Genomic DNA, 24,296 nt, shown 5'->3' with positions numbered 1-24,296 from the left:
GCACCCGTGACGTTGGAGACCACCGCGATCTGAGCCGGACCGTAGGACACGCTCTCGGCCACGGTCCGGAACTCCGCCAACATCGCCTCCATCCGGGGCGAGTGGAAAGCGTGACTGACCCGAAGGCGACGACTCTTGCGACCCAGACCACTGAAGTGCTCGGCCACTTCCGCGACCGCGTCCTCATCACCGGAGACCACCACCGACGTCGGACCGTTCAGCGCCGCGATCCCCACCCGGGTCCCGTCGGCGTCGACCGACGACAGCACTTCAAGTACCTCGGCCTCACCCGCCTGCAGCGCGACCATCGAGCCGCCCTCGGGCAACGCCTGCATCAACCGGCCCCGCGCGGCCACCAGCACACACGCATCCTCCAACGACAACACCCCCGCCACATGCGCCGCCACCAGCTCACCGATCGAGTGCCCCAGCAGGTAGTCCGCCCGGACCCCCCACCCCTCCAGCACCCGGAACAACGCCACCTCCACCGCGAACAACGCCGCCTGCGTATACGCCGTGCGATCCAGCAACGCCGCCGCCTCAGAGCCGGCCCCGGCGAACACCACCTCACCCAACGGCCGCTCCAGCAACCCGTCGAAGTGACCGCAGATCTCCTCGAACACCACCGCGAACCCCGGAACCAACCCCGACAGCTCCCGGCCCATCCCCGCCCGCTGCGAACCCTGACCCGAGAACAACACCGCCAACCGGCCGTCCCCCACCCGGCCCCGCACCACACCCGACGCCGGAGTCGCGGCGTCCCCGGCCAGCGCCGACAACCCCCGCACCACCTCCGCGCGATCCCCGCCCACCACCACCGCACGATGGTCGAGCGCCGCCCGCGTCGTCGCGAGCGAGTACGCGGTGTCCAGCAGGTCCAGGTCCTCGCGCTCCTCCACGAATGCGGCCAGGCGAGAGGCCTGCGCCCGCAGCGCCTCCTCGCTTCGCGCCGACACCAGGAGCGGCAGCGCCGCCGTCTCCGTGGCCGTCGTCCCGGCGGGCTCCACGTTTCCGGCGGGGACGGGGGGCTGCTCGATGATGAGGTGGGCGTTGGTGCCGCTGATGCCGAAGGCGGAGATCCCCGCGCGGCGCGGGTGGCCGTTCTCGCGCCACTCGACCGGCTCGGTCAGCAGCGACACCGCGCCCACCGACCAGTCGACGTGGGACGTCGGGGCGTCCACGTGCAGGGTCCTGGGCAGCAGGTTGTTGTGGATGGAGAGCACCATCTTGATGACGCCCGCGACGCCCGCGGCGCACTGGGTGTGGCCGAGGTTGGACTTGATCGCGCCCAGCCGGAGCGGCCGGTCCTCGGGTCGGCCCTCGCCGTAGGTGGCGAGCAGGGCCTGGGCCTCGATCGGGTCGCCCAGGGTGGTGCCGGTGCCGTGCGCCTCGACGACGTCCACGTCGGCGGGCGAGAGGCCGGAGTTGGCCAGCGCCTGGCGGATGACACGCTGCTGGGAGGGACCGCTCGGGGCCGACAGGCCGTTGCTCGCGCCGTCCTGGTTGACCGCGCTGCCCCGTACCACCGCCAGCACCGGGTGGCCGTTGCGGCGCGCGTCCGACAGCCGCTCCAGGACGACCATGCCGACGCCCTCGGAGAACACCGTGCCGTCGGCGGCGTCGGCGAAGGACTTGACCCGGCTGTCGGGGGCGAGGCCGCGCTGGCGGCTGAACTCCACGAACAGCTCGGGGGTGGAGACCACCGTCACGCCCCCGGCCAGCGCGAGCGTGCTCTCGCCGCGGCGCAGGGAGTCGCAGGCGAGGTGGAGCGCGACCAGCGAGGAGGAGCAGGCGGTGTCCACCGTGACGGCGGGCCCCTCCAGGCCGAGCACGTACGCGACCCTGCCCGACATCACCGAGCTGGAGTTGCCGGTGAGCAGGTAGCCCTCGACGCCCTCGGGCAGCGTGGCCAGCCCGGTGGCGTAGCCGGTGCTCGACGCTCCGACGAACACGCCGGTCGAGCTGCCCTTGAGCGCGTCGGGGGCGATGCCCGCGCGCTCCAGCACCTCCCAGGCCGCCTCCAGCAGCAGCCTCTGCTGCGGGTCGGTGGCGAGGGCCTCGCGCGGCGAGATGCCGAAGAAGCCCGCGTCGAACTCGCCCGCCTCGTGCATGAAGCCGCCACCCCGGGCGTAGCTGGTGCCGTGCCGGGCGGGGTCGGGGTCGAAGAGCCGGTCCAGGTCCCAGCCCCGGTTGGCGGGGAAGTCGGAGATGGCGTCGCCGCCCTCCTCCAGCAGCCTCCACAGCGCCTCGGGCGAGTCGACGCCGCCCGGGTAGCGGCAGCTCATGGAGACGATGACGATGGGGTCGTCGTCCACCGGCGCGGCGGCCCGCGCGAGCGGCTGCTCGGCCCGCGCGGGGACGCCCGCGCCGAGCAGCCTGCCCATCAGGTGCTCGGCCAGCGCGACGGGGGTCGGGTAGTCGAAGACCAGCGTGGCGGGCAGGCGCAGCCCGGTCGCGGCGTTGAGCCGGTTACGCAGCTCGATCGCGGTGAGCGAGTCGAAGCCGAGCTCCTTGAAGGCGCGGCCCGACTGCACCGAGTCGGCGTCGGCGTGGCCGAGCACGGTGGCGGCCTGCGTACGGATGAGGGAGACGAGCACGCGGTCGCGCTCGGCCTCGGGCAGGCCGGTCAGCTGGCGCAGCAGGGGGGAGCCTCCGGCGGCGGAGGTCGCGGGCGCCGTCACCTCGCGGCGGGCGGGGGCGCGGACGAGGCCGCGCAGCAGCGCGGGTGGCGTGCCGTTCGCGCCGCGCAACGTGGCGAGGTCGAGGTGGATCGGCACCAGCAGGGCCTCGTCGATCGAGGCCGCGGCGTCGAAGAGCGCGAGCCCCTCCTCCGACGACAGGCCGCGGGCGCCCGACTGCTCCATGCGGGCGACGTCGGCGTCGCCCAGGTGCGCGCTCATGCCGCTGCGCTGGTTCCAGAAGCCCCAGGCGAGCGAGGCCCCGGCCAGGCCGTGAGCCCTGCGGTGCGCGGCCAGCGCGTCGAGGAAGCTGTTGGCGGCGGCGTAGTTGCCCTGGCCGGCGTCGCCGAAGACCCCGGCGGCCGAGGAGTACATGACGAACGCGGACAGGTCGAGGTCGCGGGTGAGCTCGTGCAGGTTCCAGGCCGCGTCCACCTTGGGCCGCAGCACCGCGTCCACCCGCTCCGGGGTGAGCGTCTCGATGACGCCGTCGTCGAGGACTCCGGCGGTGTGCACCACCCCGGTCAGCGGACGGCCGGCCGGGATCTCCGCCAGCAGCCCGGCCAGCGCCGCCCGGTCGGCCACGTCACACGCCGCCACCGTCACCTCGGCACCGAGCGCGGCCAGCTCGGCCTCCAGCTCCGCCACCCCCTCGGCCTCCCGGCCCCGGCGGCTGGTCAGCAGCAGATGACGCACCCCGTGCGCCCCGGCCAGATGACGGGCCACCAAACCACCCAGCGTCCCGGTGCCACCGGTCACCAGCACCGTGCCGGACGCTCCGAACACCTGCGGCATCGTCAACACGATCTTGCCCACGTGCTTTGCCTGCGACAGGAACCGGAACGCCTCCGGCGCCCGCCGCACGTCCCACGACCGCACCGGCAACGGCCGCACCACCCCCCGCACGAACAGGTCGAGCACCTCGGAGAACATGTCGCGCAGGCCGTCGAAACCGGCCTCCATCAGCGAGTACGGGAGATAGTCGACCCCGGCGTGCGCGGCGGCGACCTCCTCGGGGGCGCGCAGGTCGGTCTTGCCGATCTCCAGGAAGCGGCCGCCCCGGGGCAGCAGGCGCAGGGAGGCGTCCAGGAACTCGCGGGCCAGCGAGTTGAGCACCACGTCCACGCCCCGGCCGCCGGTCACCCGCAGGAAGTGTTCCTCGAAGTCCAGGTCGCGGGAGGAGGAGATGTGCTCGTCGTCCAGTCCCAGCGACCGCAGCACCTCCCACTTGGCCGGGCTCGCGGTCGCGAACACCTCCGCGCCGAAGTGGCGGGCCAGCTGGATCGCGGCCATGCCCACCCCGCCCGCACCGGCGTGCACCAGCACCGACTCGCCCGAGGTGAGGCCGCCCAGCCGGACGAGCCCGTAGTAGGCGGTGAGGTAGACCACCGGGACGGCCGCGGCCTGCTCGAAGGTCCAGCCGTCGGGGATCGGCGCGAGCAGCCGCCGGTCGGTCACCCCGACCGGGCCGAACGCCCCGTCCAGCAGGCCGAACACCCGGTCACCCGGCGCCAGGTCCGCCACCCCGGGCCCGGCCTCCAGCACCACGCCGGCGATCTCCCCGCCGATGGGCTCGTCGTTCTCGGGCACCATGCCCAGGGTGACGACCAGGTCCCGGAAGTTGAGCCCGGCGGCGCGGATGGAGACCCGCACCTCGCCCGGCTCCAGGGCCCGGCCCGCCTCGGGGGCCGGGACCAGCGTCAGGTCGGTCAGGCTGCCCTTCACCGGCGCGTCCAGCCGCCACTCGGCCACCCCCGCCGGAGGCACCAGCCCGCCACCGGACGCGGCCCGCGCCAGGCGGGCGGCCAGCACCCGGCCCGACCGGAGGGCGAGCCGGGGCTCGCCGGAGCGTGCGGCGGCCAGCAGGGTGTCCGCCCGCACGTCCTCCTCGTCGAGGTCCACCAGCACGACGCGGTCGGGGTTCTCCGACTGGGCCGAGCGGAGCAGGCCGAGGGCCGCGGCGCCCGCCAGGTCGCGGACGTCCTCGCCCGGCCCGGCCGCGACCGCGCCCCGGGTCACCACGACGAGCCGCGCCGACCCGAACCGCTCCTCGGCCAGCCACTCCCGCACCACCGACAGAGCCCGATGCGTCGCCGACCGCACCCCGGACACGACCTCCTCACCGTCGACCGGCGCGAAGGAGACGAACACCAGGTCGGGAACCGCACCCGACCCCGCCAGCGCGTCCAGGTCCTCGAACCCCTCGGCCACCGCGCCGGCCGCGCGCAGGCCGTGCGCGTCGGGGCCGAGCAGGACGGCCCGGCTCTCCCCCGGTGCCTCCGCCACGGGCAGTACGGCCCAGTCGAGGCGGAACAGCGAGTCGTGGTGGGAGGCGGCCGCGGCGGCGAGCTGCCCGGAGGAGACCGGGCGCGAGACCAGTGACCGCACCGACGCGAGGGCGGCCCCGGAGGAGTCGGCCAGCCGCAGCGACACGGTGTCGGGGCCGTCCGACCACAGCCGCACCCGCGCGGCGGCGGCGCCCGTGGCGTACAGGGAGACCCCGGACCAGGCGAAGGGAAGGCTCACCCCGCCGGATCCGGTGTCCAGCAGCGACTCGGCGTGCAGGGCCGCGTCCAGCAGCGCGGGGTGGACGCCGAAGCGCTCGGCCTGCGCGCCCATCCCCTCGGGCAGGGCGACCTCGGCGAAGATCTCGTCGCCGCGCCGCCACGCCGCCCGCAGGCCCTGGAACACCGGGCCGTACCCGTAGCCCTGGCCCGCCAGCTTCTCGTACAGGCCGTCCAGGTCGACCGCCGTCGCGCCCGCGGGGGGCCATTCGATGAGGTCGAACACCTCGGGGGACTCCCCGGGGGACCCATCGGGGGACACCGACGCGGCCACGAAGCCGGTCGCGTGCCGGGTCCAGGGGGTGTCGAGCGGGGAGTCCTCCGGCCGGGAGTGGACGGCGACCGCGCGGCGGCCCGTCTCGTCCGGAGCGCCCACCGACACCTGCACCTGCACACCGCCGCCACCGCTCAGCACCAGCGGCGCCTCCAGCGTCAGCTCCTCCACGACCCCGCAGCCCACCTGGTCACCGGCGCGCACCGCCAGCTCCACGAACGCCGTACCCGGCAGCAGCACCGTGCCGGAGGCGGCGTGGTCGGCCAGCCACGGGTGGGTCCGGAGCGAGAGCCTGCCCGCGAACAGCACCCCGTCGGAGTCGGCGAGCATCACGGCCGCGCCCAGGAGGGGGTGGTCGGCGGCGGTGAGCCCGGCCGAGGTGACGTCTCCCCCGGCGGTCCCGGCGTCCAGCCAGAAGCGCCGGCGCTGGAAGGCGTAGGTGGGCAGGTCGACCCGGCGCGGCCCGTACGGGGCGAACGCCGCGTCCCAGCCGACCGGGAGGCCGCGGACGTGGGCCTCGGCGAGCGAGGCGAGGAAGCGGCGCGGGCCGCCCTCGTCGCGGCGCAGGGAGCCGAAGGCGAAGGCGTCGGCCCCGGCCTCGTCGATCGCGTCCTGGACGCTCATCGCGAGCACCGGGTGCGGGCTGGACTCCAGGAACACGCGGTGCCCGTCGGCCAGCAGCGTCCGGACGACCTGGTGGAACTCGACGGGGTAGCGGGCGTTGCAGAACCAGTACTCGGCGTTCAGCCCGGCGGTGTCGAGCAGGCCGCCGGTCACCGTCGAGTAGAAGGGGATGTCGCCCGTCCTCGGGGAGACCGGGGCGAGCATCTCCAGCAGGCGCTCGCGCAGCGGGTCGACCTGGGCGCAGTGCGAGGCGACCGAGGAGGCCACGACGCGGGCGCGCACGCCGACGGCCTCGCACTGGGCGACCAGCTCGGCCAGCGCGTCGGAGTCGCCGACCACCGTCGAGGAGAAGGGGCCGTTCTTGCCGCCGACGGACAGCTTGCCGTGCCAGTGGGCGAGCCGTCGTTCGAGCTCGGTGGCGGGCAGCGCGACGGCTGCGACCCCGCCCCTGCCCACCAGGGTCTCGGCGAACAGGCGGCTGCGCAGCACGATCACCCGGACGGCGTCGGCCAGCGTCAGGCCCCCCGCCACGTACGCGGCGGCGACCTCGCCCTGCGAGTGGCCGACGACGGCGGCCGGCCTGACGCCGTGGGACTCCCAGAGCGCGGCGAGCGAGACCATCACCGCGAACAGCACCGGCTGGACGACCTCCAGCGGCTCCAGGGTGGGCGCGCCGGGGGCGCCGCGTAGCACGTCGAACAGCTTCCAGTCCACGTGGGTCTCGATCTCCGCCGCGCACTCCTGCATGCTGCGCGCGAAGACCGGGGAGGAGTCGAGCAGTTCCACGGCCATGCCGGCCCACTGGGAGCCCTGGCCGGGGAAGACGAAGATCGGGCGCACGTCGGCGGGGGCGACGCCCTCGAACACGCCGGGGGCGGACTCTCCCTCGGCGAGCGCGTCCAGCCCGGCGAGCAGCTCCTCGCCGCCGGACGCGACGACCACCGCGCGGTGGTCCCACGTCGACCGCGTGGTCAGCAGCGAGTGCCCGAGGTCGACCAGGCCCGTAAGACCGAGATCCTCAAGGTCCTCACCGTCCTCGCGGTCCTCGCGGTCTCGCAGGTGGGCGGCGAGGCGCGCGGCCTGGGCCCGCAGCGCCTGCTCGCTCCTCGCCGACAGCGCCACCGGTACCGCGACGGGCGCCGCGACGGGCGCCTCGGGCTCCGCGGCCCCCAGCTCGGTGGGGGGCGCGGCGGCCGGGGGCTCCTCCAGGATGACGTGCGCGTTGGTGCCGCTGACGCCGAAGGAGGACACCGCGGCCCGGCGCGGGGCGCCGTCCTTGTGCCAGGGAAGGTCCTCGGTCAGCAGCTCGACCGCGCCGAGGGACCAGTTGACGTACGGGGAGGGCGCGTCCACGTGCAGGGTGCGGGGCAGCACGCCGTGCCGCATCGCCATCACCATCTTGATCACACCGGCGGAGCCCGCCGCCGCCTGGGTGTGGCCGATGTTCGACTTGATCGATCCCAGCCGCAGCGGCGGGGCGTCGCCCCGGCCGCGCCCGTAGGTGGCCATCAGGGCGTGCGCCTCGATCGGGTCGCCCAGCTTGGTGCCGGTGCCGTGCGCCTCGACCACGTCGACGTCACCGCTGGAGAGTCCGGCGTTCGCCATCGCCTGGCGGATGACCCGCTCCTGGGAGGGCCCGTTCGGCGCGGTCAGCCCGCTGCTCGCGCCGTCCTGGTTGATCGCCGAACCGCGGATGACCGCCAGTACGGGGTGGCCGTTGCGGAGCGCGTCCGACAGCCGCTCGACCACGATGACGCCGACGCCCTCGGAGAAGCCCGTGCCGTCGGCGGAGGAGGAGAACGCCTTGCAGCGGCCGTCGGCGGCGATCACGCGCTGCTTGCTGAACGCGGTGTAGGTGCCGGGAGTGGACATCACGGTCACGCCGCCGGCCAGAGCCAGCGGGGTCTCGCCCGTCCGCAGCGACTGGCAGGCCAGGTGGATCGCGACCAGGGAGGCGGAGCAGGCGGTGTCGACGGTGAGCGTCGGCCCCTCCAGGCCGAGGGAGTAGGCGATGCGGCCCGACACGACGCTGGTGGCGTTGCCGGTGACCAGGTACCCCTCGATCTCGCCGGGGGCCTTGTCCAGCCGAGGGCCGTAGTCCTGCGGCTCGGCGCCGATGAACACGCCGGTCTGGCTGCCCTTCAGCGAGCGCGGGTCGATGCCGGCCCGCTCGAAGGCCTCCCACGCGGTCTCCAGCAGCAGCCGCTGCTGCGGGTCCATCGCCACGGCCTCGCGCGGGTTGATCCCGAAGAAGTCGGGGTCGAACTCGGCGGCGTCGTGCAGGAAGTGCCCGACGCGGGCGTAGGTGGTGTTGGACTTCTCCGGGTCGTCGTCGAAGAGCCGTTCCAGGTCCCAGCCCCGGTCGGCAGGGAATCCGGTGGTCGTCTCGGCGCCCTCGGTGACGATGCGCCACAGCTCCTCGGGGGTGGCGACGCCTCCCGGGTAGCGGCAGCCGATACCGATGATGGCGATCGGCTCGTCGGAGCCGACGGTCGCGCGGACCTCGGAGGTCTCCTCGGCGGCCATCCCGAAGACCTCGGTGAACAGGTACGCGGCGACGGCGGCGGGGGTGGGGTGGTCGAAGGCGAGCGTCATCGGCAGCTCCGCGCCGATCGTCTCGGCCAGCCTGTCGTGCAGCTCGACGGCGGCCAGCGAGTCGAAGCCCATCTCCTGGAACGCCTGGTGGGGGTCGACGACGTCCGGCGCGTACGGCAGCACGGTACGCAGGATCTCGACCGTCAGGTCGTGCACGAGCTCGACCAGGAAGCCGAGCTGCCGCTCGGCGGGGAGGTCCGCGCGGGGGAACTCGAACGCCGAGGGTTCTCCCCGCCCGCCGCCCGCCGTGCCGGAGGTGCCAGAAACGAACTGCTCGGACTCGCTCATCCGTCCACTCCACGTCGTGTGAAAAAGCCGTATCGATCTTCGGAATCCGCCGGAGCCGCCCGCCTGGACGCGGGACGGCCCCGCCGGGCCGCGCGGCCGGACCCCGGCCGCGCGCCCGGGTGGGTCAGCTGTACTTCCGGACGAACTCGACGCGGGAGGCGGACACGACCTCGCCGCCGCGCGTGACGACCTCGGTGGGCGCGGGGCGCCCGAGGAACATCAGCAGGCTCGCGGTCATCCCGTACGCCCCGGCGTTGGGGATGCTCACCACGTCACCGGCCCTGAGCACCGGCAGCCGCACGTTCTTGCCGAGGAGGTCGCCCGGGGTGCACAGCGGGCCCGCCAGGGTCGCGACCTCCAGCTCGCCGGGATCGGCCCCCTCGGGCAGGGCGTCGTCGTCCAGCCGCACGGACACCGGCAGCAGCCGTCCGAGGCCGGACATGCCGCCGAGGGTGTTGATCCCGGCGTCGAGGATGACGAACTTGCGGCCCCGGCTCTCCTTGACGTTGACGACGGTGCACAGCAGCTCGCCGGAGTCCCCGACCAGGTGGCGGCCGGACTCGCAGGCGATCTCCGGGACGCCCTCGCGCCAGCTCGGGAAGTGCTCGTCGAGGATGACCTCCAGCTCCGCGCGGAGGTTCGGGTAGGCGGGCCGCTCCCCCGGCGACAGGTACGGGGCGGCGAAGCCCCCGCCGATGTCCAGGAAGCGGATGGGCAGGCCCGTCTCCCGCTGGATCCCCGCGGCGACCGAGATGGTGTGGCGGAACTCCCCGACGAGGCTCTCCTCGTCCTTGGCGTTGCTCAGCGAGAACAGGTGCGCCCCGACCAGCCGGGTGCCGGGCACCGCGCTCATCTCGGGCATCAGCTCCGGCAGCGTCTCGCTGTCGATGCCGAACTGGGACGGTGTGCCGGTCATCCTGATGCTGGTGGCCGCGCTCGACGTGGCGCTGTTGACGCGCAGCAGGCAGTCGGCCTCCACGCCGTGCTCGGTCGCCACCTCGCCCACGTGCCGCAGGTCCGTCGGCGACTCCACGGAGAACGAGGTCACCCCGGCGCCGATCGCGGCCCTCAGCTCCTCGTGGGTCTTGCCCGGACCCGTGTAGAGGATCTGCGAGCCGTGGAAACCGGCCTCCAGCGCGGCGGTCAGCTCCCCGGTCGAGCTGATCTCGGCCAGGCAGCCGCGCTCGCCGTCGCCGCGCAGCGCGCGGGCGATCTCCGGGTGGGGGTTGGCCTTGAAGGAGAAGAACAGCTTGAAGCTCTCCGGCAGCGAGGACAGCAGGGCGTCCCTGGCGGCCGTGACGCGGTCGAGGTCGTAGACGTACAGCGGGGAGCCGTACCTGGCGACGAGATCGGCGTTCCTGCTCATCGCGCGTCCTCCAGCAGCAGCGTCAGCCGCTTGCGCTCGTTCTTGCCGTTGAGGGTGAGGGGGAACTTCTCCAGTACGTGGCAGGCGGCGGGCACCTTGGGAGGTTCCAGCCGCAGGGCGAGCTCGCGCAGCACCGCGTGGGGGGCCAGGTCGCTCTCGACGAACACCACGAGGTCGCGGTCCCCGTCGGGGGGCAGGGCCACCGCCGCCCGGACGCCGGGGACGTCCATCGCGGCGGCCTCGATCTCCACGGTGCTCATCCGGGTGCCCTTGCGCTTGAACATGTCGTCGCGACGTCCCTGGAAGTACAGGTAGCCGTCCTCGTCGAGGCGGCCGTAGTCGCCGGTGTGCAGGCGCGCCTCGCCGGTCTCGGGGTCGGGGCGGTAGGCGCGCGCGGTCAGCACCGGGTCGCGCCAGTAGCCGGCCATCACGTTCGGCCCGGCCACGACGATCTCCCCGACCTCGCCGGCGGGCAGCGGGCGGCCCTCGCCGTCCAGGATGAGCACCCGGGTGCCCGGCAGCGGCCTGCCGGACGCGCCGGGGCGCTCCCGGTCCAGCTCCGGCTCCATGATCGTGACGCGCTTGCACTCGGTGATACCGTACATCCGGACCACCCGCGCCCCGGGGAAGGACTCGTGCAGGCTGTCGATGGTCGCGGCGGGCAGCGCCGCGCCGGTGTTGGTGAACATCCGCACGGTGGGTACGGAGCCGGGGGCGCGCCTGGCCAGCGTCGCGATCATCGCGCCCAGGGAGGGCACGACCGGCACGACGGTCGCGCCGCAGTCGCGGATCTGCCCGAGCAGCAGCAGGTCGGGGCCGTCCCCGGCCAGCACCAGCTCCGCGTGGCCGAGGGCCGACAGGAAGATCTGGTACAGGCCGTAGTCGAAGGACATCGGCGGGCGGCAGAAGACCACGTCGCCCGGCCGGTAGCCGAGCACCGCGTTGATGGCGGAGGCGGCGTAGGTGACCCGCGCGTGCGGGCACACGACCGCCTTGGGCGCGGCCGTGCTGCCCGAGGTGTAGATGAGGATCGCGACGTCCTCCGGCACGACCTTGACCGGCTCGTGCCCGGCCGGCAGGCCCACCCGCCCCTCGACCTCGGCCCAGATCTCGTCGATGTCGTGCACGGGCACGGTGGCGAGGTCCCGCACGGCCTCGCCGGACTCCCCGGATCCGATGATCAGGGCGGGCCCGGAGTCCTCCAGGACCGACCGCAGGTGGAAGGGCTTCATGCCGGGGTTCAGCGGTACGAGGATGGCGCCACGCCTGGAGACCCCGTGGACGATGGGGACCATCTCCCGCCGGTTGGGCAGCTGGACGATGACCCGGTCACCGTGGCCGACCCCCCGGGCGGCGAGCCAGCCGTCGAAGGCGTGGCTGAGTTCCTCGACCCGCCGGTAGTCCCAGCCGCCCCGCGAGTCGCTGACCGCGGCGTCGACGGGCCTCGCGGCCGCGGCGTCGTCCAGCAGGTTGTGTATGAGATCCGACCGCAGGGGCGGCGCCCCGGGAATAAAGCCGTCCAACGTGACTCTCCCGTCCCTGAAACGTCCCTGAAAAGAAAAAGAGAATTATTCCGGCGGCCCATTCATTTACTTCACGATTGGACCAGACAAATCCAAGGAAACGCTACCTCGCCCCTCATCGCGGCCCCCACCCCCTACGCCCCCCTAAGGAACCGGGGGGCGCGTTCCGGGACTGGGGTGCCTTTCCGGGGTTCCTTTCCGGCGCCGCTTTCACGAGGGCGCCTTCGCGGAGACCCCGGGATCGTGAGGCCACGAGGCCGCGTCACGCGGGCCGCGCCCTGCTCCCGTTGACGAGCAGGTCGGCGGCCCGGCCGCGCAGGTCGACGCGGTCGACCTTGCGGTTGGGGTTCAGCGGCAGCTCGTCCATGTGCCAGTAGTGGCGGGGGATGATGCCCGGCGGCAGGATGTCGCGGAGCCGGGCGGCGAGGTCGGCCGGGCGCGAGGGCCTCCCGGTGTAGAACACGACCAGCTCGGTGACGCCGTTGATGCTGCCGCTCACGGTCACCGCGTCCTCGACCCCCTCGCACAGGCACAGGGCGTGGTCGATCTCGGCGAGCTCCACCCGCCAGCCCTGGACCTGCACCTGGGCGTCGGCCCGCCCCAGGTAGACCAGCTCGCCGTTGGGCGCGCGGCGGATCCGGTCGCCGGTGTTGTACCAGGTGCGCCCGTCACGCTCGACGAACCGGTCCTTGTCGTCGGCGGGGTCGAGGTAGCCGCGGGTGGTCTGCGGCCCGGTGATCCACAGCTCGCCCTCGTCGGGGTCGGGAGCGCCCTGGGCGTCCAGGAGCAGGTGGTCGTGCCCGTCGTTGACGGCGCCGATCGGCGACATGCCGTTGACGCCCAGGCCGGGCGAGGTCTCCGGGTCCCAGCGGTGACCGGTGATGGTGATGGTCAGCTCGGTCGGCCCGTAGAGGTTCTCCAGCGTGGAGGAGGAGGCGGCCCGCTGCCAGTCGGCGGCGTCGGCGCACTTCAGGGCCTCTCCCGCGAAGAGGCTCCAGCGCAGCCCCGGCAGCGCGTCCGGCCCGAGGCCGCCGACCCTGCGGACCATCGAGATGGCGCTCGGCGTGGAGAACCACACCGTGACGCCCTGCTCGGCGAGGAACCCCGGCAGGTCCCGGTAGGCGTGCGGCGGTACGACGACCACGCTCGCCCCCGCGCCCCAGGCGCAGAACAGGTCGAACATCGCGCAGTCGAAGGTCAGGTCGAAGGTCTGCGAGAAGACGTCCCCGGGGGTGAAGTCGTAGCGCCGGTCGAGGAAGGCGAAGTAGTGGGCGGTGTTGGCGTGGGTGATCGGCACCCCCTTGGGACGGCCGGTGGACCCCGAGGTGAACAGCACGTACGCCACGTCGGAGGGGTCGACGGGACGGGGGCGCGCGAGCGCGTGCGCGGGGTCGGGGGCGGCGGCCCCCGGCTCCAGGACCGCGACGTCCAGCCCCCCGGCCCGCAGCTCGGCGGCCCGCGCCGCGCCCCGCTCGTCGACGACCAGCGCGGAGACCCCGGCGGCCTCGATCATCTGCCGGGTGCGCGCGGCGGGGAAGTCCGGCTGCAGCGGCACGACGGTCACCCCGGCGAACAGGCCGGCGAGGATGCCGACGTAGGAGGTGGCGCCCTTGACGGCGAGCACCCCTACGGCCGAGGGCGGGGCGGGGGTGGAGCGCAGCAGCGCCCCCGCCCACAGCAGCGCGGAGCGGTGAGCCTCGGCGTAGGTGACGGCGGTGCCGCCGACGCGGAAGGCCACCCCCTCGGGGGACGCCTCCAGACCGCGCAGAAAACGCGAGTGGAGCGCGTGGGAGGTCTCTGTGTTCATTTCCGTCCTCGGATCTCGATGGGCGCCCATAAATATTCGGATACACCTCGCGGAAAGCACTGGATTAATTCCGTGAATTCCGGCCGGAATGGTGGACACCGGCGCGGGCGCGCGCTACATTCAGCGGAATAGGGGCTGAATCCACAGTGGTGCCCGGTACGGGCGCCGCCCCAGGGGCGAATTCCGAGAAACGCGACCCCGGTCGCCGTTCTTTTTCGTGCGCCCCCTCGTCGCGACCACCGTTGAGAAGGGAAATCGATTGCCATGTGGGACGATCGTTTCGAGGAGATCCTGCGCCGGCAGCTCCCCTTTCTGCCCCCCGAGGAGGAGCTCGGCGAGGACGGCAACCTGTCGGGCTTCGGGCTCGACTCGCTCGCCATCGTCGAGCTCCTGGCCACGCTGGAGGAGGAGTACGGCGTGCGGTTCCAGGACGACGCGCTGACCATGGAGACCTTCGAGACCCCCGGGACACTCTGGAAGACCCTGTCCGGGATGCTCAGGCCCGTCGCCTGACCTGACACCGGGGCTCGCGGGCACGTCCCCCCGGAACCGCGGGCCCCTCTCAGGCACCGGAGGACCGCGCCGGCTGCGGCGCCATCGCCACCCGCGGGTTCACCGGGACGACGGTGAAGTTCCTCGTCGTGATCCGCACCCGTCCGAACAGGCTGTCCTGGCCGGCGACGCAGACCCTGGCCACGCCGAGCTCCCGCAGGGCGGCCACCACCTCCGGCCAGCGCAGCGCCCGCACGAAGCCGTCGAGCAGCATCGTCCGCACCTGCTCCCCCGTCGTCAGCACCGTCCCGTCGTGGTCGTCGACGACCGGCAGGCGGGGGTCGGCGAAGCTCAGGCCGTCGAGGACCTCCTCGGCCGCCCTGCGCCGCAGCGGCTCGAACGCGGCCGAGTGCATCGGGGGCCGCATCGTGTAGAGCGAGAGGCCGCCGACCGAGCGGACCCGCTCCTGCAGCCACTCGACCCGCCCCTCGCGCAGCGACAGCATGTGGAAGTCGTGGTCGATGTGGCAGGACAGGTCGTGCCACTCGCCGTACGCGTCCAGCTCCGCCAGCAGCTCCCGCAACCTGGGTTCGGGGACGCGTACGAAGGAGTGGGTGACGATGTCGGTGTGCTCGCGGGCGAAGTACTCCTCGGTGCAACGGGCCAGCCCGGCGGTCATGCGCACGGCGTCCTCGAAGGACAGCGCCCCCGAGTAGGCCGCGGCGGCCTTGCCGCCGAAGCTGGGGCCCGCGCACACCTCCGGCTCGATGCCCAGCTCCCGGCCGGCCCAGTCGGCCAGGGCGAGGCAGTTGACCATGAACGCGACCTGCGCGGCCTCGGTGTAGTCGTTGCCCGAGTCGCGGAAGCGGCCGGTCAGCGAGTAGCCGAGCGCGTCGTCGGCGCGCGCGACCAGCCGCCGCGCCGAGGGGTTGTCGAGCATGAACGCGGCGACGTCGGCGAACTTCGTGGGGCCCATCCCGGGGAAGACGATCGCGGTGCCGGCCTTGGCGTCGATGTCCATCTGGCTACTCATGGCTATTCCAAACTCTTGAGGAACTCGGTCATGACCGCGGTGAAGCGCTCCGGCTCCTCCAGGTGCGGCGTGTGGCTGGAGTTCTCGAAGATCTCCCAGCGCGCACCGGGAATGAGGTCGGCGTACGGCCGCACCGTGGCGGGGGTGGCCTCGTCGTGCCGCCCGGAGATCACCAGGGTGGGCACCTCGATGTCGGGCAGGAGGTCGACCACCCCCCAGTCGCGCAGCGAGCCGATCACGTGGAACTCGCTCGGCCCGTTCATCGCGTAGTAGACGGCGGGGTTGTTGTAGATCTCCATGAACGTCGCGAGGAACTCGCGCGGCCACGGCTGCAGCGTGCAGACGTGGCGGTTGTAGAAGACCATCATGGCGTCGAAGTACTCCTTGGAGTCCGTCGTGCCGGCGGCCTCGTGCCGGCGCAGCGTGTCGTCGACGCCGGGCGGCAGCCGGTCGCGCAGGACCCGCATCTCGCTCAGCCACAGCGGGTACGAGGCGGGCGCGTTGGCGACCACCAGGCCGCGCAGCCCCTCCGGCCTGGCGGAGGCGTGCGCCGCCGCCAGCAGGCCGCCCCACGACTGGCCGAACAGCACGTAGTCGTCGTCCACGCCCAGGCCGCGCAGCAGGTTGTCCAGCTCGTCGAGGAACAGCCGCGGTGTCCAGAAGCCCACGTCCGCGCCGGGCAGGTGGGTCGAGCCGCCGTTGCCCAGCTGGTCGTAGTGGACGACGGGCCAGCCCGCCTCGGAGAGCACGGCCAGGCCGACCAGGTAGTCGTGCGTGCTGCCCGGCCCTCCGTGCAGGGCGACCAGCGCAGGCTTCCCGGACCCGGGGGTACCGGTCACCCGGTACCAGGTCCTGTGCTCGCCGAACGCCAGGGTTCCCTTGACGCTGGGGGCGATGGACATGTGAGCCTCCCTTCCCGGAGGTGGCGGGGGGCCGGGCGCCCTCGCGCGCCCGGCCCCGCGGGCGGAAGGACCGTCACCAGCCCTTCCTGATCGAGGTGACGACGTGCTCGCGCTGCTCGTCGGTGACCCACGAGCCGACGGGCACGCAGACGATCCGCGGGGCGACGCGTTCGAGGTTGGGCAGCAGCGCGGAGTACTCGCGGACGCAGGTGTGCAGGTCGTTGCGCTCGTGCACGTTGCTGACCATGATGCCCGCGTCGTCCATGCGCTTCATGAACGACTCCCGGTCCTCCACCTTCATCGGGTAGATCCAGAAGGACGACTCCCGGTCACCGGCCCGCTCGGTCAGCTCCAGCCCGGGGATCCCGGCGAGCTCGCGGTCGTAGAAGGCCGCGTTGTCGCGGTGCCTGGCCAGGACCCCGTCGACGGCCGCCAGGTTGGCCAGCCCGATCGAGGCGTTGATGTCGTTCATGTGGATCTTGTAGCCCCACTCGACGACGTCGGGCGGGTTGCGCAGCCGGTCGGCCGTGCGGTCGATGCCGAACCAGCGCAGCAGCCCGGCCCGCCGGTGCAGCTCGTCGTCGGGCAGCACGAGCGCGCCGCCGTCGCCGGAGGTGAGGTGCTTGATGGCCTGGAAGCTGAAGACGGAGATGTTGCCGTGGCTGCCGATCGGGTCGCCGCGGTAGGTGGCCCCCCAGGCGTGCGCCGAGTCCTCGATCACCGCCGGCCGGAAGCCGAACCTGGCCTCGGCCTCGTCGAGGATCTGGCCGAGCCGGTCGAGGTCGACCGGGTAGCCCGCGAAGTGCACGACCACGATGGCGCGCGTCCGGGGCGAGATCTTGCGGGCCAGGTCGTCCAGGTCGACGTTGAGGGTGGCCGGGTCGACGTCGACCCAGCGGATGCGCAGCCGGTTGGCCAGGATGGCCCAGTTGGTGGCCTCCATGGTCAGCGGAGTGGACAGCACCTCGCCCTCGGGGTCGCCCTCCTCCCGGCGGTCGCCGGCGACCAGGTGCAGGGCGAGCTGCAGCCCCGCGGTGGCGCTGTTGAGCGTCGTCACCCGGGGGTTGCCGATCCTCTCGGCCAGTGCCCTCTCGAACTCCTCGACCTTGGCGCCCTGCCCGATCCTGCCGCTGCTCAGGACCTGGGCGGCCGCGGCGGGGGCTTCGGGGGACATCGACACGCTGAACAACGGGATCATCACTGGCTCCAGGGTTTCCGCGGGGTCGTCATCCGGTGAAGGCGTAGCCGTCGAGCTCGGCGTACCTGGCGATGCAGTCGGTGTACGAGGGCAGCAGCCCCAGCTCGGCGGTCTCCCGCAGCGACGGGGCGGCGCGGTCCTTGTCCGACAGCAGCAGCTCCTCCTGCCGCGGCCAGGGCAGCGCCAGTTCCGGGTCCAGCGGGTCGATCTGGATCTCCCCCTGGGGCGACCAGGTGCTGGAGCACAGGTAGACGACCGTGGCGTGCGCGGTGAGCGGGGCGAAGCCGTGCGCCAGGCCCTCGGCCAGGTACAGGGCGTGCCGGTTCTCCGCGGTCAGCTGGACCGCGACGTGCTTGCCGTACGTGGGCGAGCCGACCCTGATGTCGACGAGGATGTCCACGATGGCGCCCTGCGCGCAGGTCACGTAGCGGGCCTGGCCGGGCAGGGAGGCCGCGTGCAGGCCGCGGATCGTCCCGGCGCGGGACACCGAGCAGTTGACCTGGGCGACCGAGAGGGGGTGGCCGATCGCCTTCTGGAACGCGGGCTGGTTGAAGATCTCCAGGAACACCCCCCGGTCGTCCGAGAAGATCTGGGGGGTGATCAGGAACGAGCCGTCCACTTCGAGCTGGTGGATCTGCATGTCCGAAACCTTTCTGGGAGCTGCCGGGATCGGTGACGGGTGCCGCGAGCACGCGCGGCCCGCGCCTCCGGCATGTCGCCGGACCCGCCGGACCCGCCGGCCTGGGGGCCCGGGGAACCGCGCACCGCGCACGCCGCACGTGCCGCCGACGCGCCGGCGGCATGTCGCCGGACGCGCCACCGGGCGTCGTGCCCTCGTACGGCACGCCGCCCCACGGCACGACGAAAAAACGCACGCCACCTTTCCCCGCGCGTCGGGAACGCGCAAGAAAAACACGGCCCGCACAATTCGGAGCCGCGGTCGACGGGCATTCGGAAAACGCGGCCACCGGCGATCGCACCCCCTATCTCCCGCCTTTTCCGAACCTGCCCGCGGGCGGGGGGAGGAGGTGTCTCACCGAGGTTCGGCGGGCCGGGTTCCGCGTCCGGTGCCTTCTCGCCGACACCGTTCATGGTTGTCAGCCGCGCGGCGGCGAACAACCCCCTAGCCCCCCTTAAGAGGAAGGGGGCGATCACGCGCGCCCGAACGCCGGAACGGCGATGAGCTGGGCGGGGATGCTACCGTTCGCGTCCCGGCGGTGTCCGGTCCGGTGCCGGGCACCGGCGGGCGGGCCGGCTCCGCCGCCGCTTCCCCCTACTTTCCCCCGTCGCGAAAACCCGGGGGGAAACTCGCGCGCCCCGCGCCGGGTACGGCGGTCCCTCGGGGCGAAGGAGGGCCACCGGGATGGACAAATCCGTTAGGGGTGCGATAAGGGTTGCCCGCGGCTGACACATAACGCTTCACCCAATAGCGTTTCACCCACAGGCCGGGTAGAACAGGGCTGATTACCATTCCTGTCACCGTTGGAATTTCCCGGCCGTCAAAGGCCGGTCGCGTTCACACCCGTTCTCGATGGGGGTTCCCACGTGCCAGGAAGCGCCCGCCGCGCGCGGCGGCCACGGGAACATCCCCCTCCGGCCCGCCTTCCCGGTCCTCCCCGCCACGACCTCTCCGGTCACCTCCGGAGAGCGCTTCACGACCACGGACGGGCCCGTCCTCCGACGGCTGTCACCGCAGGCAAGCCCACCACACCGAAAGGAGCCGGTGGATTCCGATGAACGCCGTTTCCCCCGACACGCCCCTCCCCCGCCCGGTGAACCCGGCGGCCCCCTTCGCGGACCCGATGGCCGAGGCCCTGCTGGGCGGGGCCTCCCCGGACCAGCTGGCGCGGACCGCGCTTCCCGAGGAGTACCTCGCCGCCCACCTGCGGGTCGAGGACGTCGACATGTTCACCGACATCGAGGACAAGGACGTGCGCAAGTCGCTGCGCGTCGGGCGGGTGGCGATGCCCGAGCTGGCGCCCGACGAGGTCCTGGTCGCGGTGATGGCCAGCTCGATCAACTACAACACCGTCTGGTCGGCGATCTTCGAGCCGGTGCCGACGTTCGCCTTCCTGAAGCGGTTCGGCGCCACGGGCGGGTTCGCCACCCGGCACGACCTGCCGTACCACGTCCTGGGGTCCGACGCCGCAGGGGTGATCGTCCGGGCCGGCAGCGGGGTGCGCCGCTGGCGGGTGGGCGACCACGTCGTGATCAGCCCGGTCCAGGTCGACGACCAGGAGCCGGCCACCCACGGCGACGGCATGCTCGGCGCCGAGCAGCGCGTCTGGGGCTTCGAGACGAACTTCGGCGGGCTCGCCCACTACACGGTGGCGCGCGCCAGCCAGCTCGTCCCCAAGCCCGCCCACCTGACCTGGGAGGAGGCCGCCTCCATCACGCTGTGCGCGGGGACGGCCTACCGCATGCTCGTCAGCCGCCAGGGCGCGAGCATGAAGCAGGGCGACATCGTCCTCATCTGGGGCGCCACCGGCGGCCTCGGGGCGTACGCCGTACAGATGGTGAAGAACGGCGGCGGCATCCCGGTGGGGGTGGTCGGCTCCGCGGCGAAGGCCGAGGCCCTGGAGCGGCTCGGCTGCGACATCGTCATCAACCGCAACGAGATCGGGATGGGCGACGACGTACCGAACACCCCGGAGCGGACGATCGAGCTGGGCAGGCGCCTCGGGAAGATCATCCGAGAGAGGGCGGGCGGGGACCCGCACATCGTCTTCGACTACATCGGCCGCGCGACGTTCGGGATCTCGGTGTTCGTGGCGCGGCGCGGGGGCGTGGTCATCACGTGCGGGTCGAGCACGGGCTACGACCACCACTTCGACAACCGCTACCTCTGGATGAACCTCAAGCGCATCATCGGCAGCCACGCGGCGAACCTCCAGGAGCTGTGGGAGTGCCTGCGGCTGTTCGACCTCGGCAGGCTGATGCCGACGCTGTCGTCGGTGTACCCGCTGGAGGAGGTCGCCGAGGCCGCGCGGCTGGTGCAGACCAACGGGCACCTGGGCAAGGTGGGCGTGCTGTGCATGGCCCCCGGGCCTGGCCTCGGCGTCACCGACCCCGTGACGCGCGCCAGGATCGGCGAGGCCGCGCTGAACCCGCTGCGGGAACTGCCCGGCACCGCGTCCGCGCCCCCGCTGGACGCCCCCCTCGTCGCGGGGAGGGCATAGGTGGCCGCGGCCAGGCGATCCGCCGGGATTCTGGCGACGGGCTCGTACCTTCCGAAGGAAGAGATCGACAACGAGCAGCTGACGGAGCGCGCGGACACCACCGCGGAGTGGATCCACCGCAAGACCCGGATCTCCTTCCGACGGTACGCCGCGCGGGACGAGGCGACCTCGGACCTCGCGGCGCGGGCCGCGGCGAGCGCGCTCGAACAGGCCGGACTCGACGCCGAACGGGTCGACTACGTCATCGTCGCCACCTCGACGGGCGACTCCCCGCAGCCGCCCACCTCCTACCTGGTGCAGAACGCGCTCGGCGCCTACAACGCCGCCTGCTTCGACATCAACGTCGTGTGCAGCGGGTTCGTGTACGGGCTCACCCTCGCGCGGGCCCTGCTGGCGGTCCGGCCCGACGCGTACGCGCTGGTGATAGGCGCCGACATCTACTCGCGCATCCTCGACTTCACCGACCGGCGCACCGCGGTGCTGTTCGGGGACGGCGCCGGCGCCGCCCTCGTCGGCCCGGTGCCCGAGCCGTACGGGATCCTCGCCAGCGACCTGTCGAGCCGCGGCGAGGCGCACGGGCTCATCCACGTCAAGGCGGGCGGCAGCAGGCTCCCGGCCTCCCCCGAGACCCTCGCGGCCGGCGACCACTACTTCAGGATGAACGGCCGCGGGGTGCGGGACTTCGTGATGGAGAACGTCCCGCCCGTGCTGAAGAGGCTGGTGGAGAGCACCGGCCACCGGCTCGACCAGGTCGGCGCCTTCGTCCCGCACCAGGCCAACGGGGTCCTGCTGGACGAGCTGATCGAGCGGTCGGGGCTCACCGGCGCGCGCACCCCGCGCACGCTGGAACGGTACGGGAACGTCGGGAGCGCCTCGGTGCCCGTGGCGCTCGACGAGGCCAACCGGACGGGCATGCTCGGCGACGGCGACCTGGTGCTGCTCGCCGGTTTCGGCGGCGGCATGGCGACGGGCGCGAACCTGCTCCGCTGGTCGGCCACCACTCCCCTGGAGGCGAGATGAACGACATCCACAGGATCGGCGTCGTCGGGTGCGGGGTCATGGGCTCCGGCATCGCCGACGTGTGCGCCCGCGCGGGACTCGACGTGCGGGTCGCGGTCTCCAGCGGGGCCTCGGTGGCCCGCGGCCGCCAGCGGCTGCGGGACTCCCTCGACCACGGCCTGCGCAAATCGGTGATCACCGAGGCGGAGCGGAGCGACGCGCTGGAGCGCGTCGCCTTCACCACCGACCTGGGCGACCTCGGCGACCGGCAGATCGTCTTCGAGACGGCGCCGGAGAACGAGCTGACCAAGCTCGACCTGTTCCGCGCGCTGGACAAGATCGTGGAGGACCCCGACGCGATCCTGGCGTCGAACACGTCGTCCATCCCGATCATCAGGATGGCCAAGGCCACCGACCGCCCCGGCAAGGTGATCGGCGTGCACTTCTTCAACCCGGTCCCCGCCCTGCCGCTGGTGGAGGTGATCGAGTCCCTGCTCACCGACGACGAGACCCGCGTCCGCGCCGAGGCGTTCGTGGTCGGGACACTCGGCAAGCAGGTGATCCGCTCCCCCGACCGGGCGGGCTTCGTGATCAACGCCCTGCTCATCCCGTACCTGCTGTCGGCCATCCGGATGGTGGAGACGGGTTTCGCCACCGCCGACGTGATCGACAAGGGGATGGTGCTGGGCTGCTCGCACCCGATGGGACCGCTGAAGCTCGCCGATCTGATCGGGCTGGACACGGTGGCCTCGATCGCCGGCGCGCTGTACGAGGAGTTCAAGGACCAGCAGTACTCGCCCCCGCCGATCCTGCTGCGCATGGTCGAGGGCGGCCTCCTCGGCAGGAAGACCGGCCGGGGGTTCCACACCTATCCGTAGGTTCCTCAGGTTCTCCCCTCCGCCTTCGAGAACGGCGCCCGGACACCGTCCGGGCGCCGTTCTCGCGTCCGGCGCGGGATCCCCGGGAGGACGTCCGGGAGCGGCGGCGTCGAAACATTTCGACGCGGACACCGGAACGGTTCCGACGCGGCGGCAGTCATTTCGACACGGGTGGACAGTGTACGGAATGAGATAAAGACGTTTTTCAACACGAAGGCCACGGAGAACGCGGAGACCAGGGAGACCGTGAAGGCCAGGGAGACCGTGAAGGCCAGAGGGACCGCTAAGGCCAGGGAGACCGCAGAGACCGGGAAGACCGCGGGGTCACACTTCGCCCCGCGAAAACACGCCAGATGGCGACACGCGGACACACGGACACACGGACACACGGACACACGGACACACGGACACACGGACATAAGGACATGCGGACATGCGGACCCGGAACCGGCGGTGGCGCGCGGCCCGGTAACAGGCACGCGGCCCGATGCGCGCCGACCGCCACGACACCCCGGGCGCGAGGCCCGTGGCCCCCTGGCGCGCGCCAGGACGCCCCCACGACGTTCACAGGACGTCCCACAGAACCGTCCCACAAGGCGACAGGACGGCCCGCAGCACGTCCACGGTCGCTCCACGGAGGACTGGGCGGGAAACACGGCCGGGGCGCCTCGAAGCGCCCGTGCGGCGGGCTCAGCGCCCCGGGTTCCCCACGGCCAGGGCCGACGAGACGCGCGAGGCGACGATGCCGACGATCTCCTCGACATGGTCGGTGAGGTAAAAGTGGCCGCCGGGGAAGAGCCGCATCTCGAACCCCGCCTCCGTGTGGTCGCGCCACACCCCCACGTCGGCGGGCCGAGCCTTCGGGTCGTCGGTGCCCGACAGGGCCACGACCGGGCACGACAGCCCCGGACCCGGCCGGTAGCGGTAGGTCTCGACGGCCCGGTAGTCGCTTCTCACCATGGGGAGCACCGCGCGCATGAAGTCGTCGTCGCCGAGCACCTTCGCGGCGGTCCCGCCCAGCCCGCGCAGCTCCGCCAGGAACCCGTCGTCCGGCCTCAGGTGTGCCCGCTCGTCACGGTGGATCGACGGGGCGCGCCGCCCGGAGGCGAACAGCACCAGCGGCGCGGTGCCGCGCTCCTGCAACCTGCGGGCCACCTCGAAGGCGACGAGGGCCCCCATGCTGTGACCGAAAAGGGCGAGGGGGCGGGTGGTCCACACCTGGAGCGCGTCGGCGATCCGGTCGGCCAGCTCGCCGATGTCGTCCAGGCACCTCTCGGCCCGCCGGTCCTGCCTGCCCGGGTACTGCACCGCGAGCACCTCGATGCCGGGCGGCGCCAGGCGGGCCACCGGGAGATAGAAGCTGGCCGCGCCTCCGGCGTGCGGAAAGCACACCAGCGCGGCCGGCGCGCCGGCCGCCTCGGCTCCCGCGGGCCCGAAGAGCAGACGCCGGACCCACGCGTCGTCGCCGCTTCTGACGTCGTCCATGACACCGTCCCACTCTCGGTTTCGCCACCCGGCACCCGGCCGGTTCGCCGGCCTCGCGCCGATCCCCGTACAACCGTTTTCGGCCGTCACGAACCCGGGAACCATCAATCCGTTTCACAATTGCGAGCGAAGAAAAGTGATCCAGGTCACCGTCGCCCGCACGGATTCATTCACCACCGAACGTGATCCGCCAATCACAAATTGGCAATACATGGCCGTCTACATGCGCCACGATATCCAAACCCACCTGCGGGGATCCAGCGGAACGGGACCGGGCGACCCCCCTAAATCAACCTTCTGCATAAGGGTTGATAGGGGGTTTGCATTTTTCGCGGAATAAGTACATGATCTCGCTGGGCGCATAGGGGCCACCCCGACATCATATACACGATGCCGTGATGAAACTAGCCG

Annotated in this window: 13 protein-coding genes; 4 read left to right on the top strand and 9 right to left on the bottom strand. The window is 72.6% G+C overall.

Annotated features, from left to right (window positions below; genetic code table 11):
- The 4 genes from ACFYWM_RS02240 to ACFYWM_RS02225 all read right to left on the bottom strand — a co-directional run.
- A partial coding sequence (locus tag ACFYWM_RS02240) for an SDR family NAD(P)-dependent oxidoreductase (RefSeq protein WP_389907493.1) occupies positions 1-9,023 on the bottom strand: 9,023 nt, incomplete at its 3' end.
- A 124-nt stretch (positions 9,024-9,147) separates the two neighbouring features.
- On the bottom strand, positions 9,148-10,389 hold the full coding sequence (locus tag ACFYWM_RS02235; protein ID WP_389907491.1) for a type III PLP-dependent enzyme: 1,242 nt from the start codon (positions 10,387-10,389) through the stop codon (positions 9,148-9,150).
- Positions 10,386-11,912: an AMP-binding protein gene (locus tag ACFYWM_RS02230; protein ID WP_389907489.1), complete on the bottom strand. Its 1,527-nt coding sequence runs from the start codon at positions 11,910-11,912 to the stop codon at positions 10,386-10,388. Before ACFYWM_RS02230 ends, ACFYWM_RS02235 begins: the two co-directional genes overlap by 4 nt.
- A 262-nt stretch (positions 11,913-12,174) precedes the next feature.
- Positions 12,175-13,719, bottom strand: a complete 1,545-nt coding sequence (locus ACFYWM_RS02225) for an AMP-binding protein (protein ID WP_389907488.1) — start codon at positions 13,717-13,719, stop codon at positions 12,175-12,177.
- 264 nt (positions 13,720-13,983) lie between these two features.
- Here ACFYWM_RS02225 and ACFYWM_RS02220 point away from each other — a divergent pair, with 264 nt between their 5' ends.
- Positions 13,984-14,232 (top strand): acyl carrier protein, encoded by a 249-nt coding sequence (locus tag ACFYWM_RS02220; protein WP_389907486.1) that lies wholly within the window; start codon positions 13,984-13,986, stop codon positions 14,230-14,232.
- Positions 14,233-14,281: 49 nt separating this feature from the next.
- Here the strand turns inward: ACFYWM_RS02220 and ACFYWM_RS02215 are convergent, their stop codons facing one another.
- The 4 genes from ACFYWM_RS02215 to rfbC all read right to left on the bottom strand — a co-directional run bounded on the left by ACFYWM_RS02215 (position 14,282) and on the right by rfbC (position 17,984).
- Positions 14,282-15,244, bottom strand: coding sequence for an ACP S-malonyltransferase (locus ACFYWM_RS02215; protein WP_389907484.1), 963 nt, complete (start codon positions 15,242-15,244; stop codon positions 14,282-14,284).
- Positions 15,245-15,246: 2 nt separating this feature from the next.
- Positions 15,247-16,146 carry a proline iminopeptidase-family hydrolase gene (locus ACFYWM_RS02210; protein WP_389907482.1) on the bottom strand — a complete coding sequence of 300 codons (900 nt, stop codon included), beginning with the start codon at positions 16,144-16,146 and terminating at the stop codon, positions 15,247-15,249.
- Between the two features lie 73 nt (positions 16,147-16,219).
- Positions 16,220-17,344, bottom strand: a complete 1,125-nt coding sequence (locus ACFYWM_RS02205) for a DegT/DnrJ/EryC1/StrS family aminotransferase (RefSeq protein ID WP_389907480.1) — start codon at positions 17,342-17,344, stop codon at positions 16,220-16,222.
- Positions 17,345-17,372: 28 nt separating this feature from the next.
- A complete protein-coding gene (rfbC, locus tag ACFYWM_RS02200) occupies positions 17,373-17,984 on the bottom strand; it encodes a dTDP-4-dehydrorhamnose 3,5-epimerase (protein WP_389907478.1) in 612 nt (203 codons plus the stop codon).
- 1,162 nt (positions 17,985-19,146) lie between these two features.
- Here rfbC and ccrA point away from each other — a divergent pair.
- Genes ccrA through ACFYWM_RS02185 form a run of 3 tightly spaced genes read left to right on the top strand, consistent with a single transcriptional unit; the run spans position 19,147 to position 22,400 of the window.
- Positions 19,147-20,523 (top strand): crotonyl-CoA carboxylase/reductase, encoded by a 1,377-nt coding sequence (gene ccrA, locus ACFYWM_RS02195; RefSeq protein ID WP_389907529.1) that lies wholly within the window; start codon positions 19,147-19,149, stop codon positions 20,521-20,523.
- Entirely contained in the window at positions 20,524-21,543 is a 1,020-nt protein-coding gene (locus ACFYWM_RS02190) for a 3-oxoacyl-ACP synthase III family protein (RefSeq protein ID WP_389907476.1), read from the top strand.
- Positions 21,540-22,400, top strand: coding sequence for a 3-hydroxybutyryl-CoA dehydrogenase (locus tag ACFYWM_RS02185; protein ID WP_389907474.1), 861 nt, complete (start codon positions 21,540-21,542; stop codon positions 22,398-22,400). The genes ACFYWM_RS02190 and ACFYWM_RS02185 overlap by 4 nt, the downstream gene beginning before the upstream one ends.
- Positions 22,401-23,090: 690 nt before the next feature.
- Here the strand turns inward: ACFYWM_RS02185 and ACFYWM_RS02180 are convergent.
- On the bottom strand, positions 23,091-23,885 hold the full coding sequence (locus ACFYWM_RS02180; protein ID WP_389907472.1) for a thioesterase II family protein: 795 nt from the start codon (positions 23,883-23,885) through the stop codon (positions 23,091-23,093).
- Between the last annotated feature and the right edge of the window lie 411 nt (positions 23,886-24,296).

This window comes from Streptosporangium sp. NPDC002721 (genome assembly GCF_042888905.1).
GTDB lineage: Bacteria > Actinomycetota > Actinomycetes > Streptosporangiales > Streptosporangiaceae > Streptosporangium.
The sequence above is the reverse complement of the archived record's forward strand: the minus strand, read 5'-3'. Positions and strand labels throughout refer to the sequence as shown.